The organism is Celeribacter marinus (assembly GCF_001308265.1).
GTDB lineage: Bacteria > Pseudomonadota > Alphaproteobacteria > Rhodobacterales > Rhodobacteraceae > Celeribacter > Celeribacter marinus.
In genome coordinates, this window is the sequence record NZ_CP012023.1 from 1,043,210 (window position 1) to 1,068,877 (window position 25,668).

Below are 25,668 nucleotides of genomic sequence, written 5' to 3' on the forward strand. Positions count from 1 at the left end.
TCATGGATTGGATGGCTTGGACTTGGCCCACAGCGGTATTCTTTTTGATCATTGCGGGAACGTTGATCGTCTTTACGGTCCTCGCAATCAAATATCCCGAAACGCCGCGCACCGGCGTGCTTCGGATCGAAACAACACGTGGTGATCGGTTGTTCATCACGCTGTTGGGCTCGGCCTTTATCAATCTGGCTTGGCTCGGACTACTCGGCGCACCCCAATGGGGCGCGTTGATCGTATCTTTCTTTTACGCCATCGCGGTTTTCCGCTGGGTTTAAGGGAAGGTGGCATCGGGCCACGCAAGAGCCCGTCAGCCTAAAATGTTCTTATTAAGGGAGGAACACTATGAACTTGCGACTAAAAGGAACGACCGCACTTGGTCTGGCAGCCTGTATGTTTGCTGCCCCTGCGTTCGCCGACATGACTGCCGCAAAGGCATTCTTGGATAGCGAAATCGGGGATCTGTCCGTGCTTGACCGCGCGGGCCAAGAGGCCGAGCTGCAATTCTTTGTTGACGCGGCACAGCCCTACCAAGGCATGTCCATCAACGTTGTGTCCGAAACCATCGGCACCCACGAATATGAGGCAAACGTGCTGGCCCCCGCATTCGAGGCCATCACAGGGATCAAAGTCACCCACGACCTGATCGGTGAGGGCGATGTTGTCGAGAAACTGCAAACACAAATGCAGTCGGGCGAAAACATCTATGACGCCTATATCAACGATTCCGATCTGATCGGCACGCACTGGCGGTATCAACAAGCGCGCAACCTAACCGACTGGATGGCCGGTGATGGTGCGGCGGTGACCAACCCCAATATCGACCTTGAGGATTTCATCGGCCTGTCGTTCACGACCGGTCCTGATGGGAAAATCTACCAGCTTCCCGACCAACAGTTCGCGAACTTGTACTGGTTCCGGTACGATTGGTTCAACGACGAGCAAAACAAGGCCGACTTCAAAGCTGCTTATGGCTATGATCTTGGTGTGCCTGTGAACTGGACTGCGTATGAGGATATCGCGGAATTCTTCACCGGACGTGATTTGTCGCGTTTGGGTGTTGAGGGCGAAGTGTTCGGCAACATGGACTACGGCAAAAAAGATCCGTCCTTGGGCTGGCGCTACACCGATGCGTGGTTGTCGATGGCTGGAGCCGGAGACGTAGGTGAGCCAAACGGTCTACCCGTCGACGAGTGGGGTATTCGCGTCAACGAAAACTCCCAACCTGTTGGATCCTGTGTCGCGCGTGGCGGTGCCACCAACGGCCCCGCAGCGGTTTACGCTGTGACAAAGGCAATCGAATGGCTGGAAAAATACTCCCCGCCTGCCGCTGCCGGTATGACCTTCTCCGAAGCAGGACCAATTCCTGCACAGGGCAATGTCGCGCAACAGATGTTCTGGTATACTGCGTTCACCGCGGCGTCCGTAGAGCCTGATCTGCCTGTGATGAACGAAGATGGCACGCCGAAATGGCGCATGGCACCTTCGCCACACGGTGCGTATTGGACTGAGGGTACAAAAATCGGCTACCAAGATGCTGGTTCTTGGACCTTGATGGAATCCACACCTGTGGATCGTGCGCAAGCCGCATGGCTCTACGCACAGTTCGTGACATCCAAGACCGTCGATGTGAAGAAAAGCCACGTTGGTTTGACCTTCATTCGTGAATCGACGATCCAGCACGAAAGCTTCACAGAGCGTGCGCCTAAACTGGGTGGTCTGGTCGAGTTCTATCGCTCGCCTGCACGGGTTCAGTGGTCGCCAACCGGCACCAACGTTCCTGACTATCCAAAGTTGGCACAGCTATGGTGGCAGAACATCGGCGATGCAATGTCCGGTGCAAAAACACCCCAAGAAGCACTTGATGCGCTTTGCGAAGATCAGGAAAAAGTGCTGATCCGTCTTGAGCGCGCAGGCGTCCAAGGTGAGTTTGGTCCAAAGATGAACGAGGAAAGCGATCCGTCCTACTGGCTCGATCAACCTGGTTCGCCAAAAGCCAAACTGGCCAACGAGGACGAAGAGCCCAAAACGATCGCTTATGACGAGCTGATCAAATCCTGGCAGTAAGCCTATGAGTTCGGGGCCAGATCACTGGCCCCGAACACCTTTCGATCTTTCACTTGAAAATCTGTGTGCGCATCCCCTAGGCTGTGCCAAACACAACACGGACGCCTGAGCCGTAGCCACACTCATCGCCCACACGACCCTCCCAAATGACACGAGGCCGCACATGACCTATGTTCTTGCAATCGACCAAGGCACAACTTCGACACGCGCGATTTTGTTCAATGATGCAATGGAGCCGGTGGCCCACGCTCAAGAAGAGTTCCCACAACACTACCCGCAATCAGGCTGGGTCGAACATGACCCCAAAGACCTTTGGGCCACGACCGCAGGCACCTGCCGAGAGGCGATTGAGCGCGCGGGCATTTCGTCCTCCAAAATTGCGGCCATCGGTATCACCAACCAACGCGAAACCGTGATTGTTTGGGACAAAACGACAGGCGAGCCTATTCACAACGCGATTGTCTGGCAAGATCGCCGGACGGACGAGACCTGTCAGGCGCTGCGCGCAGACGGTCATGCACAGATGATCAATGACCGAACGGGTCTGTTGATCGATCCCTATTTTTCCGCCACAAAACTAAAATGGCTGCTCGACAATGTTGCGGGGGCACGCGAACGCGCACAAAATGGCGACCTGCTATTTGGGACCGTTGATAGCTTTCTTATCTGGAAACTCTCGGGGGGCGCAGCACACGTCACCGATGCCACAAACGCTGCGCGCACCATGCTCTATGATATCCGTAAAGGACGGTGGAGCCGCACGATTTGTGACCTGCTCGACATCCCGATCGCGATGCTCCCCGAGGTCAAAGATTGCGCCGATGATTTCGGCATGACCCGCGCGGATCTATTCGGCAAAGAAATCCCGATTTGCGGCGTAGCGGGCGATCAACAAGCTGCCACCGTCGGTCAGGCGTGCTTCGAGCCGGGCATGTTGAAATCGACCTATGGGACGGGCTGCTTTGCCCTTTTGAATACTGGCGACACCCCAGTTGTGTCGCACAACAACCTGCTGACAACCATCGCGTACCAGTTGAACGGCAAGCCTACATTCGCCCTTGAGGGATCGATTTTCATCGCGGGTGCGGTGGTGCAATGGCTCCGAGACGGATTGCAGATCATCAAATCGGCGGCTGAGACACAAGGCTTCGCTGAACAGGCCGACCCCCATCAAAACGTCATTCTTGTTCCCGCCTTCGTCGGCCTCGGCGCGCCCTATTGGAATGCGCAATGTCGCGGTGCGGTGTTTGGCCTGACGCGGGCATCCGGCGCGGCAGAGTTTGCAAAAGCGGCACTCGAAAGCGTTGGGTTTCAAACCCGTGACCTGTTAGATGCGATGTCTGCCGATTGGAAAGCTGACGGGGTGCAGCCAACATTGCGCGTTGACGGCGGCATGTCGGCGAGCGATTGGGCGATGCAATTTCTATCCGACATTATAGCGGCCCCCGTTGATCGCCCTGAAATTCAGGAAACCACCGCGCTTGGCGTTGCGTGGCTCGCAGGGATGCACGCAGGGATTTACCCCGATCAGGCCGAGTTCGCAAAACGTTGGGCGTTGCAAAAACAGTTCCTACCCACCATGAGCGATGAGGCGCGGGACGCAAAATACCAACCGTGGAAAAAGGCCGTTGAGGCCACCATGACGGTCTAACGTCACACCACACAGATACGCCCTACCCGCCTCTGGCATCCTGCTCCCAAACCGCCTACACCTGATGGGCGATCAGGAGATGCTACATGCAGAAAATGACACTACCCGAACGGCCTCAGTGGCGGGACCATGCACGCGACGTGGGCTTTACCTTTGCCGACATGCACGGCGAACCCTATTGGGACGAAACATCGGCCTACGCGTTTTCGCTCGCGCAAATCGAATCCGATATTGAGGATCCGGCAACAGAACTCCACGCCATGTGCCGCGAGGCCGTTGGGCATGTTCTGGCAAGCAACACCTTGATGGATCGGTTGGCTATTCCTGTCGCGCACCGCGATCTCATCATCGACAGCTGGCAGCGCGATGACCCAGAAATCTATGGTCGCTTTGATTTCGCATATGACGGCAATGGCCCCGCCAAATTGCTCGAATACAATGCCGACACGCCCACCTCGCTCTATGAAAGCGCGGCGTTTCAGTGGCAATGGCTTGAGGATCAAATCGCGGCGGGAGTCTTGCCCGAGGGCAGTGATCAATTCAACGGCATTCACGAGGCATTGGTGGCGCGCTTTGGCGAGGTCTTTGCCCCCGACACGCAATTGCATTTCACGGCCGCACAGGGCAACCCCGAGGACTACGCAACCGTTGAAGCCATGGGATGGGCGGCACGCGAGGCGGGTCTTGGCGCGCATTACTGTGACCTTGAAAAAATCGCGGTGAGTGATGAGGGGCAATTCTTGGATGACGAGGATCGCGTCATCGGCACATTGTTCAAACTCTACCCGTGGGAAGACCTGTTGCGCGACGACTACGCCAATCATATTGCGGGATCGCAATGCCAATTTGTTGAACCCGCATGGAAAGCACTGCTCTCTAACAAAGGCCTCTTGCCGGTCTTGTGGCACATGTTCGAAGGCCACCCAAACCTGTTACCCGCATTTTTCGAAGAGGATATTGCGGACGCGCTCGCAGGGACAGGTGCGCCTGCATCCGATGTCGCCGCCGCATTCGAGCGTGTCGCCGCACAGCTTCGCGCGGGCCATGTGACAAAACCGATCCTATCGCGTGAAGGTGCATCCGTCTCAATCCTCAAAGCGGGCGAGATCGTTGAACAGGCCCAAAACACCGACTACAGAGAGCATCCCCGCATTGTTCAGGCCTACGCGTCCTTGCCACAGTTTGACGGGTTCCGCCCCGTGATCGGCGCATGGATTATTGGGCCTCAGTGCGTTGGCATCGGTATCCGCGAGGACCGATCACGCATCACACAAGACCTCTCGCGGTTCAAACCGCATTACATAACGCCCTAAGCCGCGCCACCTCTGGCCTCGCTCTTTCGAATAAGGACACACGTGTCATGACCAAACGCTCCAACCGCGTCGCAATTGCCATTCTTGGCGCCACAGCCTTTACCCTCGCTGGGTGCCGCGAAGACCAAGTGGATGCGCAAGCCTTCCCCGACCTTCAAAGCTGCACAGATCAAGTCACTCCAGGCGGAATGTTTTCGGCCCAAGACTGTGAAATCGCCGTGGCCGAAGCCGAGACGCTGCACCTTGAATCAGCACCACGCTATGACAGTCTTTCCGTCTGCGAAGAGCAACACGGCGAAGGCGCATGCGGATCGGAGGCAAGTGCCACACAAAGCGGATCAGGCAGCATCTTTATGCCCCTATTGTCCGGCTACCTCATCGGCAGCATGTTGAGCGGGCGCGCGGGCATGTCTGCGGGTCAGCCTCTCTATAAAACCAAGGGCGGTCAGTACACCAATGCGGCCCGCACAAGCACCTTTTCGGGCAACAGTGGGGCGACAAAACTAAACACATCGCAGTTCACCAAACCCGCGACAACCGCAGGCAAGGCCCCTATGACACGCGCCACCGCGGCTTCGCGCGGCGGCTTTGGCAAAAGTGCCAGCGGGCGCACGGGTTTTGGCGGGTGAGCCGCGCCCAGCTTAGCCGTTGTAAATGTTGATATTTGGGTGAAAACTGCGCAGGAATATGCAAGGTTTGAACGCGTTAAAAGTGTAAGGTACCAGATGATTACGCCAGTTATTCTATGCGGTGGCTCCGGTACGCGGCTATGGCCGCTATCGCGCCAGTCCTACCCCAAACAATTCGTGCCCTTGGTTGGCGACGAAACTCTCTTTCAAGCTTCGGCAAAACGATTGAGCGGGGCATCAAATGGCGTGAGTTTTACCGCCCCAACGATTTTAACCGGATCAGATTTCAGGTTTATCGTGACCGAACAACTGGCCGCAATCGGGGTTGATCCGGGAGCCATTTTAATTGAACCCGAAGGACGCAATACCGCCCCTGCGATCCTTGCCGCCGCACTCCATTTGTGTGCGTCCGATCCTGAGGCGATCATGCTTGTCGCGCCGTCAGATCACGTTGTACCGGACACACAGGCCTTTCACGCGGCGATTGAAAAAGGCCTTGCCGCCGTTGCGCAGGGCAAACTTGTCACCTTTGGCATCGCGCCCACGCATGCGGAAACGGCCTATGGCTACCTTGAGTTGGCCACTCAGCCGGACGGGTCTGGCGCGGCGATAGACCTAAAGCAATTCGTTGAAAAGCCTGACGCCGCACGCGCCGAAACTATGGTCGCCGCCAATACGTTCATGTGGAATGCGGGCATATTTTTGTTCAAAGCAAAGGACATCATCGCCGCCTTTCACGCATATGCACCGGCCTTGGCCGCGCCCGTCAATGCGGCGGTTGAGGCCGCGCAAATCGACCTTGGGTTTCTACGCTTGGACCCCACCGCATGGGCACAAGCCGATGACATTTCGATCGACTACGCGGTGATGGAGCGTGCGGACAATTTGGCCGTTGTCCCCTTTGACGGCGGATGGTCCGATTTGGGGGGCTGGGACGCGGTGTGGCGCGAAACCGGCCCTGATGCGAACGGGGTTGCAACCTCTGGTGATGCCACTGCAATTGACTGTGAAAACACGCTTTTGCGGTCTGAAAGCGAGCACCTCGAAATCGTCGGGATCGGCCTCAAAAACATCATGGCAATTGCAATGAATGACGCCGTTCTCGTCGTCGACATGTCGCGTGCGCAAGACGTCAAAAAGGCGGTTTCAGCCCTAAAATCAAAGGGTTCCCTACAAGCGACCACATTTCCCAAGGACCACCGGCCGTGGGGATGGTTCGAAAGCCTCGTTGTGGGTGGGCGGTTCCAAGTGAAACGCATTCACGTGCATCCCGGTGCGGCGCTTAGCCTGCAAAGCCATGTGCACCGCTCCGAGCATTGGATTGTTGTGGAGGGAACGGCGCGGGTGACCGTCGACGACGACATCCGATTGGTGACGGAAAACGAGTCCATCTACATTCCTCTGGGCGCAAAACACCGCATGCAAAACCCGGGCAAAGTGCCAATGGTTCTCATCGAAGTCCAAACCGGATCCTATGTCGGGGAAGACGACATTATCCGTTACGAAGATCTCTATGCACGCGGGCAAGGCGCAAAAGGATAACGCGACATATGTTGAATTTCACCACCACCGGCACCGCCACCGACATGGCGCCCCTGTTGATCGTGCATGGTCTTTTCGGCTCTGCGCGTAACTGGGGCGTGATTTCAAAACGCCTTTCAGATCAAAGGCTTGTCGTGTCGGTGGACATGCGAAATCATGGCGATAGCCCGCGCCATACGACCCAGTCCTACCCCGACATGGCGGCGGATTTGGAGCAGGTTTTAGACCACCTCACACCAATACACGGTGCGTTTCATGTGTTGGGTCACTCTATGGGGGGAAAGGCGGCGATGGTCCTCGCGCTGACACGTCCTGACCTCCTTAAGTCATTGATTGTCGCGGATATTTCTCCGGTTGTTTATGATCACGACAACACGCATCTGATCCACGCCATGCGCGATTTGGACCTCGCCCAGATCGAGCGGCGATCAGAGGCGGACGCCGCGCTGGAACATGATATCCCGAACGCGGGCGTGCGGGCATTTCTATTGCAAAGCCTTGTTACGAAAGAGAAAAAATGGCTTTTGAACCTTGATGTTTTAGAGGCCGAAATGCCCAAAATCGTTGGGTTCCCTGAGGTATCCGGATCATACAGCGGATCTGCATTTTTCGTCTCTGGCGGCGAGAGCACATATGTGTCGCGCGACCACAGGCCAACCACTAAATCATTGTTCCCAAACGCTAAATTTGCGTCCATTCCGGGCACGGGTCATTGGCTTCATGCCGAAAAACCCCGCGAATTCGAGGCGGCGTGTCGGGCATGGATGACCGCCATCGACGCGCGCCCCTAATCCAAATGGGCGGATAAATTGCCGCCTTTTAAAGGTCAACGATCTTTTTGGAAATCACCCAAGTGATTGGAATCGATACAACAAATCCAATAGCTGCGGCGACAAGGATGGGTTTGAGCGTGTCCATTCCAATGGTCAATGCAACCACCACCGCCACCCCCATGAGAGTTGTTGAAATCAAGGAAAAGAGAATACCTGCAAGCCTGTTCATGGCCGCCTCCTATGTCTCACGTTCGCGCTAAACCACAGCTAGAGCGAGGCCGTTTCTGGCGCTTTGATCTGGGACAAGTGCGCGGCCAGATGCGTACGCCAATGTGACATGATGTTTAATCTTTTGCACGACTTTGAGGCCTGACATTGCACAAGGTACACATCATCATGACCCACATTTGGATCAAATTGAGCGCGCTGCGCCCGCGCCTAACCGCGCTTTTGGCGCGCGTCGAACACGGCGATCACGTAATCATTCGCCGCCACGGCCGACCGGTGGCGGCCATCGTACCAATGGTAGATTTGGAACGCATTTGGGAGCACCAAGATGAGGAGGAACGCGGCCCCCGCAGCCCGCGCTCGGGCATGCGTCCGGGTCGCTCTCTGGGCGAATGGGGGGCGCGGCTAGCGCGCGCAGACCAAGAGCGCGAGATGGCGCGCAACACCGGCCAAGACAAAAAATGGGTGGCTTTTTGGGTTTGGGCGCGGTCGCTGCACAGCAGCGATTGAACCTGCGAGGCAGGTTCAAAGCGCACAAACGCGTTCGCACACTTGCGAACGCTGGTTTATAGGCGAGGATGCGCAACAGAATTTCGGGCGGCTCCCGCCCTCCCCAAAATCACCGGCACTACAGAAAAACGTCCAACCTGTCCAACCCGCAGCGCTTGAAACTGGGCGGGTGCGAAAAGCGCCTTCTCGTGGGGAGAGTCGGGCGCTAACGATGCGGAGCATCGGCCAAAGTTATCCACAGAAGATACAAATTGACACGAACCCGACACGCGTGTTCTCTTTGTGTTCTCAAGCAAAGGAATCACATGTACACTAGCGTCCCTGACATAGAACCCGAACATGTAGATCATTACCAACGTAACCCTACCGATTGTACCAAGGGTTTTCGTAGATTCAGAGATATCAAGCTCGACGATCTCACACACAAGGTTTTTGAGCATTTTTGTGGGTTAGGACACGAACAGTTCTTTCTTGATGAGGTTCTTTCAGTAGGAGATAATATCCTCCAGAGTCCATTGGAACGCGCCATTTTTGCACTCCTTCGGATAAGTGACTTTCAATTGGACATTAAACCACATCAAATATTTGTGGTTTTGCCGGGAGAGAATCTTCCCTCTCAAGCGACAGAAAATGATTTCATAGCTATTTACCCGCAATGCGGGATTGCGGGCTATCATCTCGATTTTGGGATATTCGTCCAAATTGGTGACATGAAGCTCAAGATAGATCTAGAATGCGATGGTGTAGACTTTCATGATCGATCCGAATCACAAACCTCGAAAGATTTTCGACGCAACATCGCTTTGTCTGGCAAAGGATTTAAGATTTACAGGATGTTGGGGTGCGACATTAACCGCAACCCGCTGCATGAAGTCGATAAGCTCACAACTTACATTAGCGAAGTCATATTCTTAGAATCCGAACTACGTCACTAAGAAAAATTGCGCAAAGAAAAGTAAAAGGACGGCAGCCCAATCTGGCGGCCTTTTTCCATTCACGTGACGCAACCGTTCGCCCCACCCCGCAGCTGTGTCCCCGTGCTCTTTTCCTGCGGAAAAGACACTGTCACCCACTCGCTTTAAAAATGATCGATCTCAATCGTCCATCTTCAACGCGCTAATAAACGCTTCTTGCGGGATTTCTACGCGGCCGAACTGGCGCATTTTCTTTTTACCGGCTTTCTGCTTTTCGAGCAGCTTTTTCTTACGTGTCGCGTCGCCGCCGTAGCATTTGGCGGTCACGTCTTTGCGTAGCGCGGAGAGGGTCTCGCGGGCGATAACTTTGCCGCCAATCGCCGCTTGGATCGGGATTTTGAACATGTGGCGCGGGATCAGATCCTTGAGCTTTTCGCACATGGCGCGGCCACGGGTTTCGGCGCGATCACGGTGCACCATGGTCGAGAGCGCATCGACGGGTTCGTCGTTCACGAGGATGGACATCTTGACGAGATTGTCCTCGCGGTAGTCCATGAACTGGTAATCGAACGAGGCGTAGCCCTTGGTGATGGATTTGAGGCGGTCGTAGAAGTCGAACACAACTTCGTTGAGCGGCAGGTCGTAGACGACCATCGCGCGCGCGCCTGCATAGGTGAGGTCCATCTGGATGCCACGGCGGTCTTGGCACAGTTTGAGCACATCCCCGAGGTAGTCGTCGGGAACCATGATGGTGGCCTTGATCCGCGGCTCTTCGATGTGGTCAACAAAGGTCAGATCGGGCATGTCGGCGGGGTTGTGCAGCTCCTTCATCGTGCCATCGCGCATAAAGATGCGGTAAATCACGGAGGGCGCGGTGGTGATGAGATTGATATCGTATTCGCGCTCAAGGCGGTCACGGATCACCTCAAGGTGCAACAGGCCGAGGAAGCCACAGCGAAAGCCGAAGCCGAGAGCGGCGGATGTTTCCATCTCCGAGCTGAACGAGGCGTCATTGAGTTGCAGCTTTTCGATCGCGTTGCGCAGGTCGTCGAAATCGTTGGCGTCCACGGGGAAGAGGCCACAAAACACCACGGGCACGGAGGGCGCGAACCCCGGTAGCGCCTTGGCGCAGGGCTTTTTGTCGTGGGTGATCGTATCGCCGACTTTGGTATCACGCACCTGTTTGATCGACGCGGTGAGGATACCGATTTCGCCCGGGCCAAGCTCGGGGAAGTCGACCATTTTTGGCTTGAGGACCGCGAGTTTGTCGATTTTGTAGGTCGCGTTGGTCTGCATCATCTTGACCACATCGCCCTTTTTGACGGTGCCGTCGATCACGCGGATCATGACGACAACGCCGAGGTAGGCATCGTACCAGCTGTCAACAAGCATGGCTTTCAGGGGCGCGTCACGGTCGCCTTTGGGGGCGGGAAGACGGGTAACGATGGCCTCCAACACGGCGGGAATGCCCAAGCCGGTTTTGGCGGAAATTTCGACGGCGTCAGACGCGTCGATGCCGATCACGTCCTCGATGTTGGTGCGCACGGCCTCGACATCGGCGGCGGGCAAATCGACCTTGTTGAGGACGGGCACGATTTCGTGGTCGGCGTCGAGCGCGTGATAGACGTTGGCGAGGGTTTGCGCCTCGACCCCTTGGGAGGCGTCCACGACCAGTAGCGAGCCCTCAACGGCCTGCATCGAGCGGCTGACTTCATAGGCGAAATCGACGTGACCGGGGGTGTCGATGAGATTGAGGATGTACAGCTCACCATCATTGGCCTTGTATTCGATGCGCACCGAGTTGGCCTTGATCGTGATGCCGCGCTCACGTTCGATGTCCATGCTATCGAGCATTTGCGCCTTCATATCGCGATCCGCCACGGTATTTGTGGACTGGATCAACCGGTCGGCAAGGGTCGATTTCCCATGGTCGATGTGAGCGACGATGGAGAAGTTACGGATGTTTTTCAGCTCGGTCATGGAAGGCCCTAAAACAAGACACGCGCGCGCGCAGGATTAGCCTGTGTCTATGAGGGGAATAGGGTGTTTTGTAAAGGTGGTGTTGAGATGTGTGGTGCCCCAAATTCACTCATATATAAATGAGGGGGCCGCCTCGATGCGTCATGGCAGCCGCGCCAAGTCAAAAAGGGCGCCACATGGCGCCCTTTCCCTAATAGCGTTTCGTGAACAGTTTAGAAGTTCACGCCTTCCAATGGTTTTGGCAAAAGATCTGAGACATTTGACAACACCTTCTGTGTTGCAAGCTTGGATTTGCCGGTCTCGAAATTGATCGTCAAAGAGAGAATATCGGCGGTCTCGCCCTCAATCTTGATTTGTCCATAAGACGCGTCAATCCACGAATTTTGCGCCACGGCATAGCCAAGGCCAACACCCCAATAATTCGCATCAATTCCGTCCAGCGACACACGCGCCACATCGCCCAACACGCGCATGTAAGGCATGAAGTTATACGAACCGGAGACACTAAAGACATCAAGATCACTCGCGATGACGGCATAACCCGCATCCGCTGAATATTTGTTGGTGTCACGCGACACGCCGACAAGAACCGCGTTCTCGCCGAGCAATTCGGCACCTGCGAGATACACATCGCTCTGGGCATCCAACGCGTAATTTGCAAACGCGCTATATGCGCCTTCGTTTGCGTCAGGTGAGTACATATAGCCAAGACCAAACGAAAAGCCGCCAGACGTGAATTCGCCGCCAACAGACCATGTTTCGGTATCAAGTGATGTACCGTCGAATGTTCCGTCCACCTGACGATATCCACCAAGGACATAAGCGCCTGGCATAACTTCGTATGCCACAGACACTGAAATATTCATGAGGTCGAGGTCCAAATCCTCGGGGGATGCAACACCCGCGGATACACCCAAAACCCAATTGTTTTGCGCATATTCAAGAGCGCCACCATAGGAATAAAGACCCGCATCTTCACCTGCGATGCTAAGGTTAGAATAGCCAAAGCCAACGTTTGAATATGTGACTTCACCAGCAAAAGCGCCCGACGCGCACGCGATCGAAAGACTTGTTACAGCAAAAAGTGTTTTCATGATTATCAACTCATTAATTTGTTTCACTAAGTACACTGGTAGGCGCAAGGCAATTGGGAATAAAAAAACTTTAGGGTTCCTAGGAAACACTCCTAGAGTTGTTGCAAAAACGTACCGCCCCACCCAACAAACCCGTGAATTGCTCCCGCTTTGGTTTTCGCGCATACTGGGTGCAAATCACGCCAGAGAGCGGACCCGTAGTGTTGGGCAAAGGGCAGTTAGTAATGAACACACCGACGAAAACCATTCTTCTTATTTGCACTGTGGCGCTTGTGGCGTCTTGTGGATCGCGCGGGGCAAACCGCTCTTCGTCTGTTGCGCGGGCGTTTGCCACGGGGCCGATTTATTCGGCGTGTATGGCGGCGGACCGCAAGGCCGCGACATCGTCCACCTGTGGCTGTGTGCAAGCCGTAGCCAACCAAAAACTGTCGGGCAGCGATCAATCCAAGGCCGTGGCCTTTTTCAAAGATCCGCACAAATCACAAGAGACGCGGCAATCCGACAATCCGTTTAATGAGGCATTTTGGAAGCGGTACAAGGCGTTCGGATCCTCGGCGCAAGCCACCTGTGGCTAGGCGTCCCCATCGGGACAACACCGCCCGCGCGGACCGCTGACATCGTGTCGCTTATGGGCATGATCAGCGAAACGCGGGGCCGTGCACCCATGTGGATAGGGAAAACCGCTCGCCCTGCGTGACGGGGGTCACACGGTGCAAAGTGAAGGACGGGAACAGCACGCCCGATCCGCGCGTGCGGTTGGCGGCATGCACACCGGCGTCAGGTTGCAATTCGAGCGCGCCCCCCTCGTAGTCGGCAGGGTCGGACAATTGGATGACCATGGTCAATTTGCGGCGCGCGGCGAACACCCCGTCTCCAATGTCGGAATGCCATGTAAAATGGCCTTGGCGTTCGGCACCATAGCGCGCGATCTGCGGGCTTTCGCCAAACTCGGTGAGCGCGAAATCGAAATGGGTGCGATTGGCCTCGGCCACAAGATCCATGATCCGCACCATGATCCAATCAGTGCCCTCACGATCATCGAGCCACGCAAGGTCGGCACGGCGTAGATTGTGATTGGCACCGCCACGCACAAGCCCCGCATCGGCAAGCGCGCTGTCGCCTGCCAACCCGACAATCACATCACATTCGGCAGGCGAAAACGCCGCATCAAACGCATAGACACTTAGCATGATCCATCTCCAACGCGTCTAGGCGCGCCGTTCTATTCAATTGTCAAAAGAGAAGAGAATCGGGCAGAAATTTCCAGATATCTCGCATGCGGTTTATCCGATCCGCGGGATCGATCAATGAAAAATGAAACACCCGCCACGTGGGGTGCACGGGCGGGTGTTCGGTCTGTCGATAAGGTCGGAGAGCGCGACCTATTTGTCGGCCATGTTGCCGTGGTCCATTTTCCCGTGCTGCATCATCGGCGCGTCTTTGCGCTCCAGATCGACGGGGATGTCGACGGTGATGTCACCCGCTTTTTCAAAGGTCAGCGTCACCGTGAGGACATCGCCCTGCGCAAAGCCCTCATTGATCCCCATGAACATGACGTGATCACCGCCACGCGCGAGGGCGTGCTCGCCGCCTGCGGGGATGGTGAAGCCTTCGGGGACGTGCATCATTTTCATGACGCCATCGCCCATGTCTTTGTGGGTATGCAACTCAACGAGTTTGGACACATCGGAGGTCGCATTGATCAGTTGATCGTCCTCGGCGCCTGAATTGTGAATAACGAAGAAGGCCGCGCCGGCCTTAGCCGACATGCCGGAGGACCGTGCATAGGCATCGTCGATGGTGATGTCTGCGAACGCGGGCATGGCGAACGCAAGAACGGAGAAGCCAGCCAGAAGAGTGGATTTAAGTGTCATGTGAGTGATCCTATTTGATCGCCGCACCTGCCCCGTTTTGAGGCGGCTCACGGCATGTCTGATATCTGTGTAAATGTGTCGTGGTCGTCGGATCAGACGAGGGGTGGCCCGCGTGCAGAGGGGGTCAGGGTCTGCGCGGTCCGACGCGTAGAGACCCATGGCGCACTGTCGAGCGCAGTCACCCGCGCGATGAAAGGGCCAAGGACGAAGGCACTTCCAACATCCGCGATGACGCCCATCGCGCATTCGGGGCAGATATGCGAGGGGCCAAGGGGCGCACCGTCCTCGCCGATCAAGACCGTGATCGGCCCTGTGCCGGTACACAGTACCATCGCGCCGGTCGCATCGCGCATGGTCCCGCGCGTCACGGCCAAGGTCTGGCTCGTGGCGAACAACAAGACCGCAAAGACAACGGCTATGAGAGGGCGCAAAGATCGCATGGCGGTCACATTACGCCCGCCCCCACCCAAAGGAAAGAGCCAAGGGATGCGGCGCAATGTTGCAGGTGGCGCGCCTCATGCGGCCAGTCTGCGGCCAGTCTGAGCACAAGGGAAAACCCCGCGCGGAAATCCACACGGGGTCTCGTGATAGTCTAGATCGAAAAAGACGGCTTAAGCAGCGACTGTTGCTTTAGCGATGTCTTTTTTGATTTTCAGCGCAGCATCGGAAAGCTCAACGTCTTTGGCTTTCGCAAGGAACGCGTCGAGGCCACCACGGTGGTCTACGGTGCGCAATGCAGCAGCAGAGATTTTCAGTTTAAACGTGCGGCCGAGTGCTTCGGACATCAACGATACATCGTTGAGGTTCGGCAAAAAACGGCGGCGGGTACGGTTTTTAGCGTGGCTGACATTGTTGCCAGTCATTGGGCCTTTACCAGTCAATTCGCAACGGCGTGCCATGTGGTCATCCTCGTCTTACAGTCGGGGGGCAGCAAGGCGCGGCCCGCGGGTTCTCAAAAGTCCTGTATGGATCGGCGCTCTCTATGAGCGGCAAACGGGGGGAAATCAAGCGCAAAGACGCTCAACATAGCCCGAAAAGACCGATTTTAACAGAAATAGACACGGCAAGGGTGCAGCGCCCGAAATTCAGTTCGCGGTGGATAGGCGATCATAGGAGAATCGTCAAGGCCTCGCGGCATGGCTTGGGGTGGATTCGCATGCATAACTGCGCCCAACCTCGCGCCGCCCCTGCCCCTCACCCCTCACGCAATGCCGTCAATACATCATGTGCCGCATGGCTTGGTGTGATGTCGCCCGAGGCGACCTGTCCCGCAAGCTGTGCGATCATGGATTTGAGCGGTTCGCGGTCAAGCTGTCCCAAAAGGCCAAACCGGATTTCTTGGGCAAACCAGTATTCGGCTTGGCGTGCGCGGCGCGCATCGAAATGGCCATGCGCGCGCCGCCAGTCGATCAAGGTTTGCATATCCGTCCATGCCTCAGTCAATCCATTGTCTTGCAAGGCCGAGACAGTCATCGCCTTTGGGTAGCCCTCTGGATCATACGACCGCTTGCGGATCAGGCGCAGCGCACCGGCGTAATCGGCACAGGTGCGGTTGGCTGCCGCTTTGAGATCGCCGTCCGCCTTGTTGACCAAAATCATATCCGCGATTTCCATGATGCCGCGCTTGACGCCTTGCAACTCGTCGCCGCCCGCGGGGGCAAGCAGCAAAAGGAACAGATCGGACATTTGCGACACTACGGTTTCGGATTGGCCCACGCCAACCGTCTCGATCAAGATAATGTCGTATCCCGCCGCCTCGCACAGGCTCACGGCCTCGCGGGTGCGCCGCGCCACGCCGCCCAGCTCCAATTGCGAGGGAGAGGGGCGAATAAACGCGTGGGGTTCGCGGCTCAAAAGCTCCATGCGGGTTTTATCACCCAAGATCGACCCACCAGAGCGTGACGATGATGGATCGACGGCAAGCACGGCCACCTTGAGCCCCTCGCGGATCAGCATCATGCCAAAGGTCTCGATAAAGGTGGATTTGCCCACCCCAGGTGTACCCGAAAGACCCACGCGCAGGGCCACGCGGTTTGACGCCTTAAGCGCGTCCATCAGTATGATTGCCTGTTCGCGGTGATCGGCGCGCGCACTTTCCACAAGTGTGATAGCGCGTGCGAGGGCGCGGCGATTGCCATCTATGACCTGTTGGGCCAGTTCTTTGGGGTCCATCGCGGCCTCTTCCTGTCTCGTATCTCTCTCGAACACTGGGGTAGTGCAGGAATGCCCGATGGCACCGCGTGTGTCCAGTGTGGCATTTTGAGCATTTCGCACACACGTCCATCGCGACACTTTTTCTTTGGGCCGCAATGGGGGATAAGGGCGCAATGGATAGATTGCCGATAGATGATGTATTGGACGATGTGGTGGCCGCCGTCATGTCGGCCGGCCGTGTGGTTTTGATGGCGCCCCCCGGTGCGGGCAAAACAACCCGCGTGCCGCTTGCACTATTGCCTCATATCACGGGCCGGATTTTGATGTTGGAGCCGCGCCGCTTGGCCGCGCGCGCCGCTGCCGAACGCATGGCGCAAACATTGGGAGAGGCTGCGGGAGAGACCGTTGGCTACCGGATGCGCGGGGCGAGTAAAGTGTCGAAAGCCACCCGTATCGAGGTGGTGACCGAGGGCATCCTGACCCGCATGTTGCAAAGCGACCCCGAATTGCGCGGCGTTGGCTGTGTCATCTTTGACGAGTTCCATGAACGGTCTTTGAACGCGGATTTCGGGTTGGCGTTGATCCAAGAAGTGCGCGGGGCGTTGCGCGACGATCTGGCCGTGGTGGTGATGTCGGCGACACTGGATGCGGATCCTGTGGCTGCGTTGCTCGACGGCGCGCCTGTGGTGGTGTCCGAGGGCCGCGCGTTTCCGGTCGAGACACGGTGGTTATCCGCGCCTGTCCCCAAAACCACGCGCCTAGAACAGGCTGTCGCGGATTTGGTCGTGGAGGCCGTTGCAGCCGAAGATGGATCGGCCTTGGTGTTCTTACCCGGTGAGGGCGAAATACGCCGCGTTGAGGCTTTGCTCAAGGGGCGCGTGCCCGCGGATTGCGCGGTGCGGCCCTTGTTCGGAGCGATGAAATTTACCGAGCAACGCGCGGCGATTGCGCCCTGCGAGACGGGGCGCAAAATTGTGCTGGCGACCGCCATCGCTGAGACGTCACTAACCATTGAGGATGTGCGTATTGTCGTCGATGCAGGGCGCGCGCGCCGTGCACGCTTTGATGCCGCCTCCGGCATGTCGCGGCTCGTAACCGAACGCGTGTCAAAGGCCGAAGCCGAACAACGCCGTGGCCGTGCGGGGCGCGTGTCGGCGGGGGTGTGTTACCGGCTGTGGACCAAGGGCGAAGAGGGCGCATTGGCCGCCTTTCCGCCCGCCGAGATCGAGACGGCGGACCTGACAGGGTTGGCGTTGGAGCTGGCGATGTGGGGTGCAAACGAGAGTGATTTGGCGTTTCTGACAGCGCCGCCTATTGGGGCCTTGGCCGAGGCGCGGGCGTTGCTGCACGGGCTTGAGGCCTTGGACGCGGGGCATCACATCACGGCGCACGGGCGGGCATTGGCGGCGATGCCGCTGCACCCGCGACTTGCACATATGCTTCAAAAAGCGGGACCAAAGGCGGCGGATTTGGCTGCACTCTTGAACGAACGAGATCCATTCATCGGGAGCGGGCGCAGTGCAGGTGTGGATTTGGCCGCGCGGATTGCGGCCCTGTCGCGCGTCGATAGCCGTGCTGATCGCGGTGCGGTGGAGCGGATCAAACAAGAGGCGAAGCGGCTGCGCCCGATGGCGGGTGACGCCGAGTTGCATGATTTGAGTTTGGGCGCGATGGCCGCGCTCGCCTACCCCGACCGTGTGGGATTGCGCCGCAAGGGCGATCAGGCCCGCTATGTCATGTCGGGCGGAAAAGGCGCGATGATGGACGACGCCGATGCGCTTGCGGGGGCGCGGTTGATCGTGGTGACGGACACCGATGGCGCGCCGCGCGAGGCACGGATCAGACAGGCGGCACAGATCAGCGAGGCCGACGTGCGCGCCTTGTTTGCCGATCAGATTGCATGGGTAGATGTGTGTCAGTGGGACAAACGTGCAGGCCGCGTGGTGGCGCGCAAACGCGAGATGTTCGGCGCGCTGTGCCTTGACGATCGCCAATGGCCCGATGCTCCAAAGGAGGCGGTGGCGCGCGGCGCATTGGACGGGATACGCCAAATCGGATTGCCGTGGAGTGCCGCCGCGAAACGGTTTCAGGCGCGGGTCATGTTGATGGGCGACGATTTTCCTGACGTGTCGGAAGCGGCATTGATGGACAGCTTGGAGACGTGGCTTTTGCCTCATCTCAAGGGCGCGAAATCGGAGGCCGCCCTGCGTGCGCTCGACACAACAGAGGCACTACGCGCGATGTTGGATTGGGATCAGATGAGCCGTTTGGACCGCGCAGTGCCCGCCGCGTGGACAAGCCCGATGGGACGCAAGTTGCCGATTGATTATAGCGGTGAGAACCCTGAGATCACCGCGCGCCTACAAGAGATGTTCGGCACCACGACCCACCCGACCGTGGGGGCGCGGCGCGTGCCATTGCGCGTTACGCTGACCTCGCCCGCGCACCGCCCCGTGCAGGTGACGATGGATATCCCTGCGTTCTGGACCACCTCCTACGCCGATGTGCGCAAGGACATGCGGGGCAAGTATCCGCGCCACCCGTGGCCAGAAGATCCGACACAGGCCGATCCGACATTGCGGGCCAAACCGCGCGGCACGTGAGATGTTGCAAACAGACAAAGAAACGGCGCTTGGAGGTCTCTCCCAGCGCCGTTTTTGTTCGATTTGTATAAGCCTTGATTAGTCGGTAAGCGCCGCCGAGTGCGCCACATCGGACGCCCACGGACCGTGATGACCCTTACCGCCATCTGTGCGTTCAAAGCTGTGCGCGCCGAAAAAGTCGCGTTGGCCTTGGATCAGATCGGTGGTGCCACGGCCCATGCGCATGGTGTCGAAATAGGCGAGCGCATTGGAAAAGGCGGGGGTCGGCAGACCGCGCAGCGCAGCGGAGGCCACAACGCGGCGTAGCGCCGACGAGCCCTCGCGGATGATCTGAGCAAAGCGGGGTGCAAAGATCAGTTGGGTGTGCGGCAAGCCCTCGCGTACGGCGGATGCCATGTCATCAAGGAGCGCAGAGCGAATGATACAGCCTGCGCGCCAAACCTCGGCACATGACGCCAGATCGAGATCCCATTTGTATTCCTCGGAGGCTGCGGCCAAGAGTTTGATCCCTTGGTCGTAGGCGATGATTTTCGCGGCCAAGAGCGCCTTTTCCAAATCGGCATCAGACAGGGTTTCGGCCCCTGCTTGTGGTTGGATGTCGGCGAAAATCGCCTCGCCTGCTTCGCGCGTTTCTTTTTCAGACGACCATGAGCGCCCCGCAACAGCGGCCTCGATGGTGGAAGGCGATTGGCCGAGTGACAACGCCTCGATTGCGGTCCAACGTCCCGTGCCTTTTTGGCCCGCTTTGTCGACGATCATATCAACAAGTGGGTTGCCGGTTTTCTCGTCGACCGCCTGCAAGACCTTGCCAGAGATTTCGATCAGGTAGGAATTGAGCGGCCCTTGGTCCCATGCCTCGAACAGCTTGCCAATCTCGGCGGTGGGGCGTTTGTCGCCGTCACGCAAAAGACCGTAGACTTCGGCGATCATCTGCATATCAGCGTATTCGATGCCGTTGTGCACAGTTTTCACAAAGTGGCCCGCGCCATCGGGGCCGAAGTGATCGGCACAGGGCTGACCGTTGTGCTTGGCCGAAATCGCCTCAAGGATATCGCGGATGACTTCGAACGAGGCGATATCACCGCCAGCCATGATGGAGGGACCAAATCGTGCCCCCTCTTCGCCGCCAGAGACGCCCATACCGATGAAATTCAAACCATCGTTTTTCAACGCGGCTTCGCGGCGGCGGGTGTCGTGGAAATTGGCGTTGCCCGCATCGATGATCATATCGCCTTTGTCGAGGTGCGGCTTTAGCTCGTCGATGACGGCATCCACGGCCCCTGCGGCGACCATGATGATCACGGCGCGCGGTGTGGTGAGCGAGGCCACCAATGCCTCAAGCGTGTGCGCCGGCGAGAGTTTGTCAGCCAAATCCCCCGATGAGGCCACGAACTCGTCGGTGACCGACGAGGTGCGATTGTAAACCGCCACCGGAAACCCGTTGTCTGCGATGTTGAGGGAGAGGTTGGCGCCCATGACGCCAAGACCGATGAGGCCAATACGAGCCTGTGACATATAAGGGGTCTCCTTTGTGCGCCCGTTGGGGCGTTGTGCGTCTTTGGTATACCAAGAATTTCGCCGCGAATTTGCCGTCAAAGCCAAGGGTATACAAGCGGATACCGCCACAAACGGACACTGATTCGCGCCATGGCCTTGATATTTACTGAAAATTACCTATATTGAGACAAAATCACACAGCGCAATAAAGCGCGAATGCACAGGTTTCACATGGTCACGTTGTTAAAATCCGCCTTAGGAGGCGTCTTCAATCCGTTTTTCAGACGCCCCAATCGGGTGCAGTCCGCCGCACTTTGCTATCGCAAAGGCGAGAGCGGCAAAGAGGTATTGCTTATCTCATCGCGCGGCACAGGGCGTTGGATTTTGCCCAAAGGCTGGCCCATTGACGGCAAAGACGGCGCAGGCACCGCCGCCCAAGAGGCATGGGAAGAAGCAGGCGTTCAACCGTCAAAAGTAAAGGCCAAACCACTTGGCCAGTACAACTACGACAAATTGCTCAACAACGGAGCGAGCGCGCCCGTCACAGCCACGGTCTATTCTATCAAGGTTGAGGGCATGGCCGACACCTACCCCGAAAGTACGCAGCGGACACGCAACTGGATGCCCGCCTCTGAGGCCGCCGAATTGGTGGACGAGCCGGAACTCAAAGATATTTTACGCGCCTTTTGAGGCTCTTGGCCCGCTCAGGGCCGCCGCGTTCGTCGGAGCGGTTGTCGCGAAGACGCCCCAATGACGGCCACACCATAGCATCGTTCGGGTGCGTATTCGCGCGCATCCCGACGTTTATCCCCCAATCTATCCTCAAGTAATGCTTGATCGCGCGGGCGTGGCACGTTAGCGCTTCGCGCGATTGTAACAGGCATGTGAATGTTTTGTGACGACGCGCCGCGCAGGTCGATTGCGACATGGCGCACCGAGACAGGGGATGGATATGAGCGACGACAACAACCAATGGGCGACACTGGATAAAGATCTCAATCGCATCAGTCAGGTTGAATACGGCCTGACAGTCGTAGCGCGCCCGATGGTCGGCTTAGGGGTCGCACTGGCCTTTATCATTGTGGCGGGCATCGCCGCAGCCTTCATTTTCGGGAACCAACCCGGCAGCGCAATCATCATCGCAGCCGCCGCATTGGGCGCCTATATGGCCATCAACATCGGCGCAAACGATGTGGCCAACAACATGGGTCCGGCGGTGGGTGCCAAAGCTCTCACGATGGGCGGCGCAATCGTTATTGCTGCATTTTGTGAAAGTGCCGGTGCGTTGCTTGCCGGTGGCGATGTCGTCTCCACCATCTCAAAGGGCATCATTGATCCCTCTGCCGTCTCTGACACCAGCATTTTTGTGTGGGCGATGATGGCCGCGCTGTTGTCATCGGCACTTTGGGTGAACCTTGCGACATGGGTTGGCGCGCCAGTATCCACCACGCACTCCGTTGTGGGCGGCGTTATGGGCGCAGGGATTGCAGCGGCAGGGTTCTCTGCGGTCAACTGGAGTTCGATGTCGTTGATTGCGGCGTCATGGGTCATTTCACCCGTTCTTGGCGGGCTTGTCGCCGCTGGGTTTTTGGCCTTCATCAAGGCAAAGATCATTTATCAAGACGATAAAATCGCGGCTGCACGCATTTGGGTTCCGGTTTTGGTGGGCATCATGATGGGCGCGTTTTCGACGTATCTCGCTGTGAAAGGCTTGAAGAAACTGGTTGAAATCAACCTTTTGACCGCGCTGATGATCGGCGCAGGGATTGGTGCGCTCTCTTATGTCGCCTCGGCTCCTTTGATCCGAAAGCAGTCTGAGGGGCTGGAAAACCGCAACAAATCGCTCAAGGTGTTGTTCGGTCTGCCACTTGTTATTTCTGCCGCACTTCTCTCGTTCGCGCATGGGGCCAATGATGTGGCCAATGCCGTGGGCCCCCTCGCCGCGATTGTGCATGCCCAAGAGTTCGGAGAGTTTGCAGGCAAGGTGACGATCCCGCAATGGGTTATGGTCATCGGCGCATTTGGCATCTCGTTCGGCCTGTTGTTGTTCGGCCCGAAACTGATCCGCATGGTTGGCAGCCAGATCACCAAACTCAACCCGATGCGGGCGTACTGTGTGGCTTTGTCGGCGGCGATCACGGTGATTGTCGCCTCATGGCTTGGCCTGCCTGTCTCTTCCACGCACATTGCTGTGGGTGGTGTGTTCGGGGTCGGTTTTTTCCGCGAATGGCATCACAACCGCCGCGCACGCGAACACTCCGCCAAACGCGCTCCCGAAAAACGGATTGCAGCCGAAGAGCGCCGCCGCCGCAAATTGGTGCGCCGCTCCCACTTTATGACCATCGTCGCGGCATGGGTGATCACCGTCCCCGCCGCGGCGGGTCTTTCGGCCATCGTGTTTTACATGCTGACGCATTTGTTCGCATAAGCTTAGCGTTTCTCAATGAAAAAGGGCGCATCCTTCCGGGTGCGCCCTTTTTGTATCTGGCTGTCACTAAGCGCGTTTAATTACTCAACGCACCACCGCATCACGGCTTTTTGCGCGTGCAGACGGTTTTCGGCTTCGTCAAAGATCACTGACTGTGGCCCGTCCATGACGTTGTTTGTCACCTCGTCACCACGGTGCGCGGGCAGGCAATGCATGAACAACGCACCCTCGTTGGCCTTGGCCATCAGCGCGCGGTTAACACGGTAGGGCCGCAACTGGTTGTGGCGCCGCTCGCGCGCGGAGGCCGGGTCATGCATCGACACCCATGTGTCTGTGACGATGAGATCAGCCCCCTCGACCGCCGCATCGGCATCGCGCGAAATCTCGATCTTTGATCCTTTCGCACGGGCCTCTTCGATAAACTCCATTTCCGGATCGAGCGGCTTTGGCCCCGCAAAGGTCATATCAAACCCGAACTGACCCGCAGCATGGATAAAGGACGCGCAGACATTATTGCCGTCTCCGAGCCAAACAACCTTTTTGCCCTTGATCGGGCCATTGTGCTCTTCAAAGGTCTGGATGTCGGCCATGATCTGACACGGGTGCGTGCGATTGGTCAGCCCGTTGATCACCGGCACTGTGGCATATTCCGCCATCTCCAGAAGTGTTTGTTCCTCAAAGGTGCGGATCATAATCATATCGACATAGCGCGACAGCACGCGGGCGGTATCGGCAATGGTTTCGCCGTGCCCCAGTTGCATGTCGGAGCCTGACAGCACCATGGTTTGACCGCCCATTTGGCGCACACCGACATCAAACGAGACACGGGTCCGAGTGGACGGTTTTTCAAAGATCAGCGCGACCATTTTATCCTTGAGCGGCAATTCGGCATCGAGCGCCGCTTTGGGCATGCCTGTGCGTGCGGCTTTGGTGGCTTTTGCGGATGCAATAATCGTGTGCAAATCATCTGCACTGGTTTTGTTGATATCGAGAAAATGTTTCATATTCTTATCTTTTCGTCTTTAGGGTCAAAGCGATGCGGCCGCCGCATCAAGGCGTTTTACGGCCTCGGCGATGTCCGCGTCGGAGATATTGAGGGCGGGCAAGAGGCGCACCACATTGTCGGCGGCGGGCACGGTCAACAGACCCTGTTCGTAGCATTTGCCCACCAGATCGGCAGGCGCGATTTTGAGTTTGAGGCCAAGCATAAGGCCCTGACCGCGCACGCGCTCGAACACATCAGGATGTGCGGCAATCAATCCCTCCAGATGTTGACGCAAAAGCGCGGATTTGCGGTTTACATCGGCCAGAAATGCCGGATCGGAAACGATTTCCATCACCTTGAGACCGACAGCACAGCCAAGCGGGTTGCCGCCATAGGTGGACCCGTGCGTGCCCGCGACCATACCGCTGGCCGCGTCTTCAGTGGCCAACACAACCCCAAGCGGGAAGCCCCCGCCGATCCCCTTTGCCACCATCATGATGTCGGGTGTCACGCCCGCATATTCATGTGCAAACAACTTGCCCGTGCGCGCAACGCCACATTGCACTTCGTCAAAGATCAGCAAGATGCCGTGAGTGTCGCACAAATCGCGCAGACCCTTGAGGCAGTGATCAGGCACCACGCGAATGCCCCCCTCGCCCTGAATAGGCTCAATGAGGATCGCGGCGGTTTTATCGCTAATCGCCGCGGTTAGCGCATCGTGGTCGCCAAAGGGCAAATGCACAAAGCCGGGCATTAACGGGCCAAAGCCCTTGACCATTTTCTCAGCGCCTGAGGCGGCAATCGCACCTGTTGAGCGGCCATGAAAGCAGCCGTCAAAGGTGATGATCTCGATCCGCTCTGGTGCGCCTTTGTCGTAGTGGTATTTGCGCGCCATTTTGATCGCGAGTTCTGCCGTCTCGGTACCCGAGTTGGTGAAAAAACAGGTGTCGGCAAAGGTTGTCTCAACCAGTTTATCCGCCAAGGCCTGTTGCGCGGGGATTTTATACAGGTTGGAGACATGCCACAGCGTGTCTGCCTGTGCCTTTAGGGTCGCGGACAGCTCCGGATTGGCGTGGCCAAGCGTGTTGACGGCGATCCCTGCGCCCATGTCCAAAAAGCGTCGACCATCCGCCTCCACAAGCCAGCTGCCTTCGCCTTTGACAAAGGAAAGCGGTGCGCGGTTGTAGGTCGGAAGAACGGACGTGATCATCGGAGTGGTCCTTTGGACTGCGAAAGCCTTTTGAATGCCGCACGGGGCAAGACTGTCAACGATTGAGATTGATTTAAGGTGGATTTGCGCTTGTTTGGCGCGAGTTGTGCCATGCGGGTCACGCAAAACTGGCACAGATGAACGGACGGGCGGCGCGTTAGCGTCGACGTCGAGCGATGGTTTTATATGTGGTCACCGTGTTCATGAGACTGCGTTTAC

The 25,668-nt window shown here is 57.3% G+C and carries 24 protein-coding genes; 13 read left to right on the plus strand and 11 right to left on the minus strand.

What is annotated here, in order from left to right:
* The first annotated feature begins 2 nt into the window (after positions 1 to 2).
* The 7 genes from IMCC12053_RS05035 to IMCC12053_RS05065 all read left to right on the plus strand — a co-directional run bounded on the left by IMCC12053_RS05035 (position 3) and on the right by IMCC12053_RS05065 (position 7,990).
* Positions 3 to 275: a DUF2160 domain-containing protein gene (locus IMCC12053_RS05035; protein ID WP_062216315.1), complete on the plus strand. Its 273-nt coding sequence runs from the start codon at positions 3 to 5 to the stop codon at positions 273 to 275.
* Between the two features lie 67 nt (positions 276 to 342).
* Positions 343 to 2,064, plus strand: coding sequence for an ABC transporter substrate-binding protein (locus tag IMCC12053_RS05040; RefSeq protein ID WP_062216318.1), 1,722 nt, complete (start codon positions 343 to 345; stop codon positions 2,062 to 2,064).
* Between the two features lie 163 nt (positions 2,065 to 2,227).
* The gene (gene glpK / locus IMCC12053_RS05045) at positions 2,228 to 3,715 is read left to right on the plus strand and encodes a glycerol kinase GlpK (RefSeq protein ID WP_062216321.1); all 1,488 of its coding nucleotides are present in this window, start codon (positions 2,228 to 2,230) and stop codon (positions 3,713 to 3,715) included.
* 86 nt (positions 3,716 to 3,801) lie between these two features.
* Positions 3,802 to 5,028: a glutathionylspermidine synthase family protein gene (locus IMCC12053_RS05050; RefSeq protein ID WP_062216324.1), complete on the plus strand. Its 1,227-nt coding sequence runs from the start codon at positions 3,802 to 3,804 to the stop codon at positions 5,026 to 5,028.
* A gap of 47 nt (positions 5,029 to 5,075) precedes the next feature.
* Positions 5,076 to 5,657 (plus strand): DUF1190 domain-containing protein, encoded by a 582-nt coding sequence (locus IMCC12053_RS05055; RefSeq protein ID WP_062216326.1) that lies wholly within the window; start codon positions 5,076 to 5,078, stop codon positions 5,655 to 5,657.
* Positions 5,658 to 5,753: 96 nt separating this feature from the next.
* Positions 5,754 to 7,199, plus strand: a complete 1,446-nt coding sequence (locus IMCC12053_RS05060) for a mannose-1-phosphate guanylyltransferase/mannose-6-phosphate isomerase (protein WP_062216328.1) — start codon at positions 5,754 to 5,756, stop codon at positions 7,197 to 7,199.
* 8 nt (positions 7,200 to 7,207) lie between these two features.
* A complete protein-coding gene (locus tag IMCC12053_RS05065; protein ID WP_062216331.1) occupies positions 7,208 to 7,990 on the plus strand; it encodes an alpha/beta fold hydrolase in 783 nt (260 codons plus the stop codon).
* A 28-nt stretch (positions 7,991 to 8,018) separates the two neighbouring features.
* Here IMCC12053_RS05065 and IMCC12053_RS05070 read toward each other — a convergent pair whose 3' ends face one another.
* Positions 8,019 to 8,201, minus strand: coding sequence for a hypothetical protein (locus IMCC12053_RS05070; RefSeq protein ID WP_062216333.1), 183 nt, complete (start codon positions 8,199 to 8,201; stop codon positions 8,019 to 8,021).
* Between the two features lie 167 nt (positions 8,202 to 8,368).
* Here IMCC12053_RS05070 and IMCC12053_RS05075 point away from each other — a divergent pair, with 167 nt between their 5' ends.
* On the plus strand, positions 8,369 to 8,710 hold the full coding sequence (locus IMCC12053_RS05075) for a type II toxin-antitoxin system prevent-host-death family antitoxin (RefSeq protein ID WP_062216335.1): 342 nt from the start codon (positions 8,369 to 8,371) through the stop codon (positions 8,708 to 8,710).
* Between the two features lie 305 nt (positions 8,711 to 9,015).
* Complete coding sequence (locus tag IMCC12053_RS05080) at positions 9,016 to 9,645, plus strand: hypothetical protein (protein WP_062216337.1); 630 nt, start codon at positions 9,016 to 9,018, stop codon at positions 9,643 to 9,645.
* Positions 9,646 to 9,804: 159 nt separating this feature from the next.
* Here the strand turns inward: IMCC12053_RS05080 and lepA are convergent, their stop codons facing one another.
* Both lepA and IMCC12053_RS05090 read right to left on the minus strand, forming a co-directional pair.
* Positions 9,805 to 11,604, minus strand: a complete 1,800-nt coding sequence (gene lepA / locus IMCC12053_RS05085) for a translation elongation factor 4 (protein WP_062216339.1) — start codon at positions 11,602 to 11,604, stop codon at positions 9,805 to 9,807.
* A 212-nt stretch (positions 11,605 to 11,816) separates the two neighbouring features.
* Positions 11,817 to 12,698, minus strand: a complete 882-nt coding sequence (locus IMCC12053_RS05090) for a porin family protein (protein WP_062216341.1) — start codon at positions 12,696 to 12,698, stop codon at positions 11,817 to 11,819.
* A 224-nt stretch (positions 12,699 to 12,922) separates the two neighbouring features.
* On the opposite strand from IMCC12053_RS05090, the gene IMCC12053_RS05095 reads away from it, so the two are divergent.
* Positions 12,923 to 13,273 (plus strand): hypothetical protein, encoded by a 351-nt coding sequence (locus IMCC12053_RS05095; RefSeq protein ID WP_062216343.1) that lies wholly within the window; start codon positions 12,923 to 12,925, stop codon positions 13,271 to 13,273.
* Positions 13,274 to 13,336: 63 nt separating this feature from the next.
* Here the strand turns inward: IMCC12053_RS05095 and IMCC12053_RS05100 are convergent, their stop codons facing one another.
* The 5 genes from IMCC12053_RS05100 to meaB all read right to left on the minus strand — a co-directional run bounded on the left by IMCC12053_RS05100 (position 13,337) and on the right by meaB (position 16,744).
* Positions 13,337 to 13,888, minus strand: coding sequence for a 2OG-Fe(II) oxygenase (locus tag IMCC12053_RS05100; RefSeq protein WP_062216345.1), 552 nt, complete (start codon positions 13,886 to 13,888; stop codon positions 13,337 to 13,339).
* Positions 13,889 to 14,080: 192 nt separating this feature from the next.
* Positions 14,081 to 14,572: a copper chaperone PCu(A)C gene (locus IMCC12053_RS05105; protein ID WP_062216347.1), complete on the minus strand. Its 492-nt coding sequence runs from the start codon at positions 14,570 to 14,572 to the stop codon at positions 14,081 to 14,083.
* Positions 14,573 to 14,664: 92 nt separating this feature from the next.
* The gene (locus IMCC12053_RS05110) at positions 14,665 to 15,012 is read right to left on the minus strand and encodes a hypothetical protein (protein WP_062216349.1); all 348 of its coding nucleotides are present in this window, start codon (positions 15,010 to 15,012) and stop codon (positions 14,665 to 14,667) included.
* 171 nt (positions 15,013 to 15,183) lie between these two features.
* Entirely contained in the window at positions 15,184 to 15,471 is a 288-nt protein-coding gene (rpmB, locus tag IMCC12053_RS05115) for a 50S ribosomal protein L28 (protein WP_062216358.1), read from the minus strand.
* A gap of 295 nt (positions 15,472 to 15,766) precedes the next feature.
* Positions 15,767 to 16,744, minus strand: a complete 978-nt coding sequence (meaB, locus tag IMCC12053_RS05120) for a methylmalonyl Co-A mutase-associated GTPase MeaB (protein WP_062216359.1) — start codon at positions 16,742 to 16,744, stop codon at positions 15,767 to 15,769.
* 155 nt (positions 16,745 to 16,899) lie between these two features.
* Here meaB and hrpB point away from each other — a divergent pair, with 155 nt between their 5' ends.
* Complete coding sequence (gene hrpB, locus IMCC12053_RS05125; protein ID WP_062220906.1) at positions 16,900 to 19,329, plus strand: ATP-dependent helicase HrpB; 2,430 nt, start codon at positions 16,900 to 16,902, stop codon at positions 19,327 to 19,329.
* 78 nt (positions 19,330 to 19,407) lie between these two features.
* Here hrpB and gndA read toward each other — a convergent pair whose 3' ends face one another.
* Positions 19,408 to 20,844: an NADP-dependent phosphogluconate dehydrogenase gene (gene gndA / locus IMCC12053_RS05130; protein WP_062216360.1), complete on the minus strand. Its 1,437-nt coding sequence runs from the start codon at positions 20,842 to 20,844 to the stop codon at positions 19,408 to 19,410.
* 213 nt (positions 20,845 to 21,057) lie between these two features.
* Here gndA and IMCC12053_RS05135 point away from each other — a divergent pair, with 213 nt between their 5' ends.
* Both IMCC12053_RS05135 and IMCC12053_RS05140 read left to right on the plus strand, forming a co-directional pair.
* The gene (locus IMCC12053_RS05135) at positions 21,058 to 21,516 is read left to right on the plus strand and encodes an NUDIX hydrolase (RefSeq protein WP_062216361.1); all 459 of its coding nucleotides are present in this window, start codon (positions 21,058 to 21,060) and stop codon (positions 21,514 to 21,516) included.
* Positions 21,517 to 21,778: 262 nt separating this feature from the next.
* Positions 21,779 to 23,254: an inorganic phosphate transporter gene (locus IMCC12053_RS05140; protein ID WP_062220908.1), complete on the plus strand. Its 1,476-nt coding sequence runs from the start codon at positions 21,779 to 21,781 to the stop codon at positions 23,252 to 23,254.
* 80 nt (positions 23,255 to 23,334) lie between these two features.
* Here the strand turns inward: IMCC12053_RS05140 and argF are convergent, their stop codons facing one another.
* Positions 23,335 to 24,258, minus strand: coding sequence for an ornithine carbamoyltransferase (gene argF / locus IMCC12053_RS05145; protein WP_062216369.1), 924 nt, complete (start codon positions 24,256 to 24,258; stop codon positions 23,335 to 23,337).
* Positions 24,259 to 24,282: 24 nt separating this feature from the next.
* On the minus strand, positions 24,283 to 25,449 hold the full coding sequence (locus tag IMCC12053_RS05150) for an aspartate aminotransferase family protein (RefSeq protein WP_062216371.1): 1,167 nt from the start codon (positions 25,447 to 25,449) through the stop codon (positions 24,283 to 24,285).
* Positions 25,450 to 25,668 lie beyond the last annotated feature (219 nt).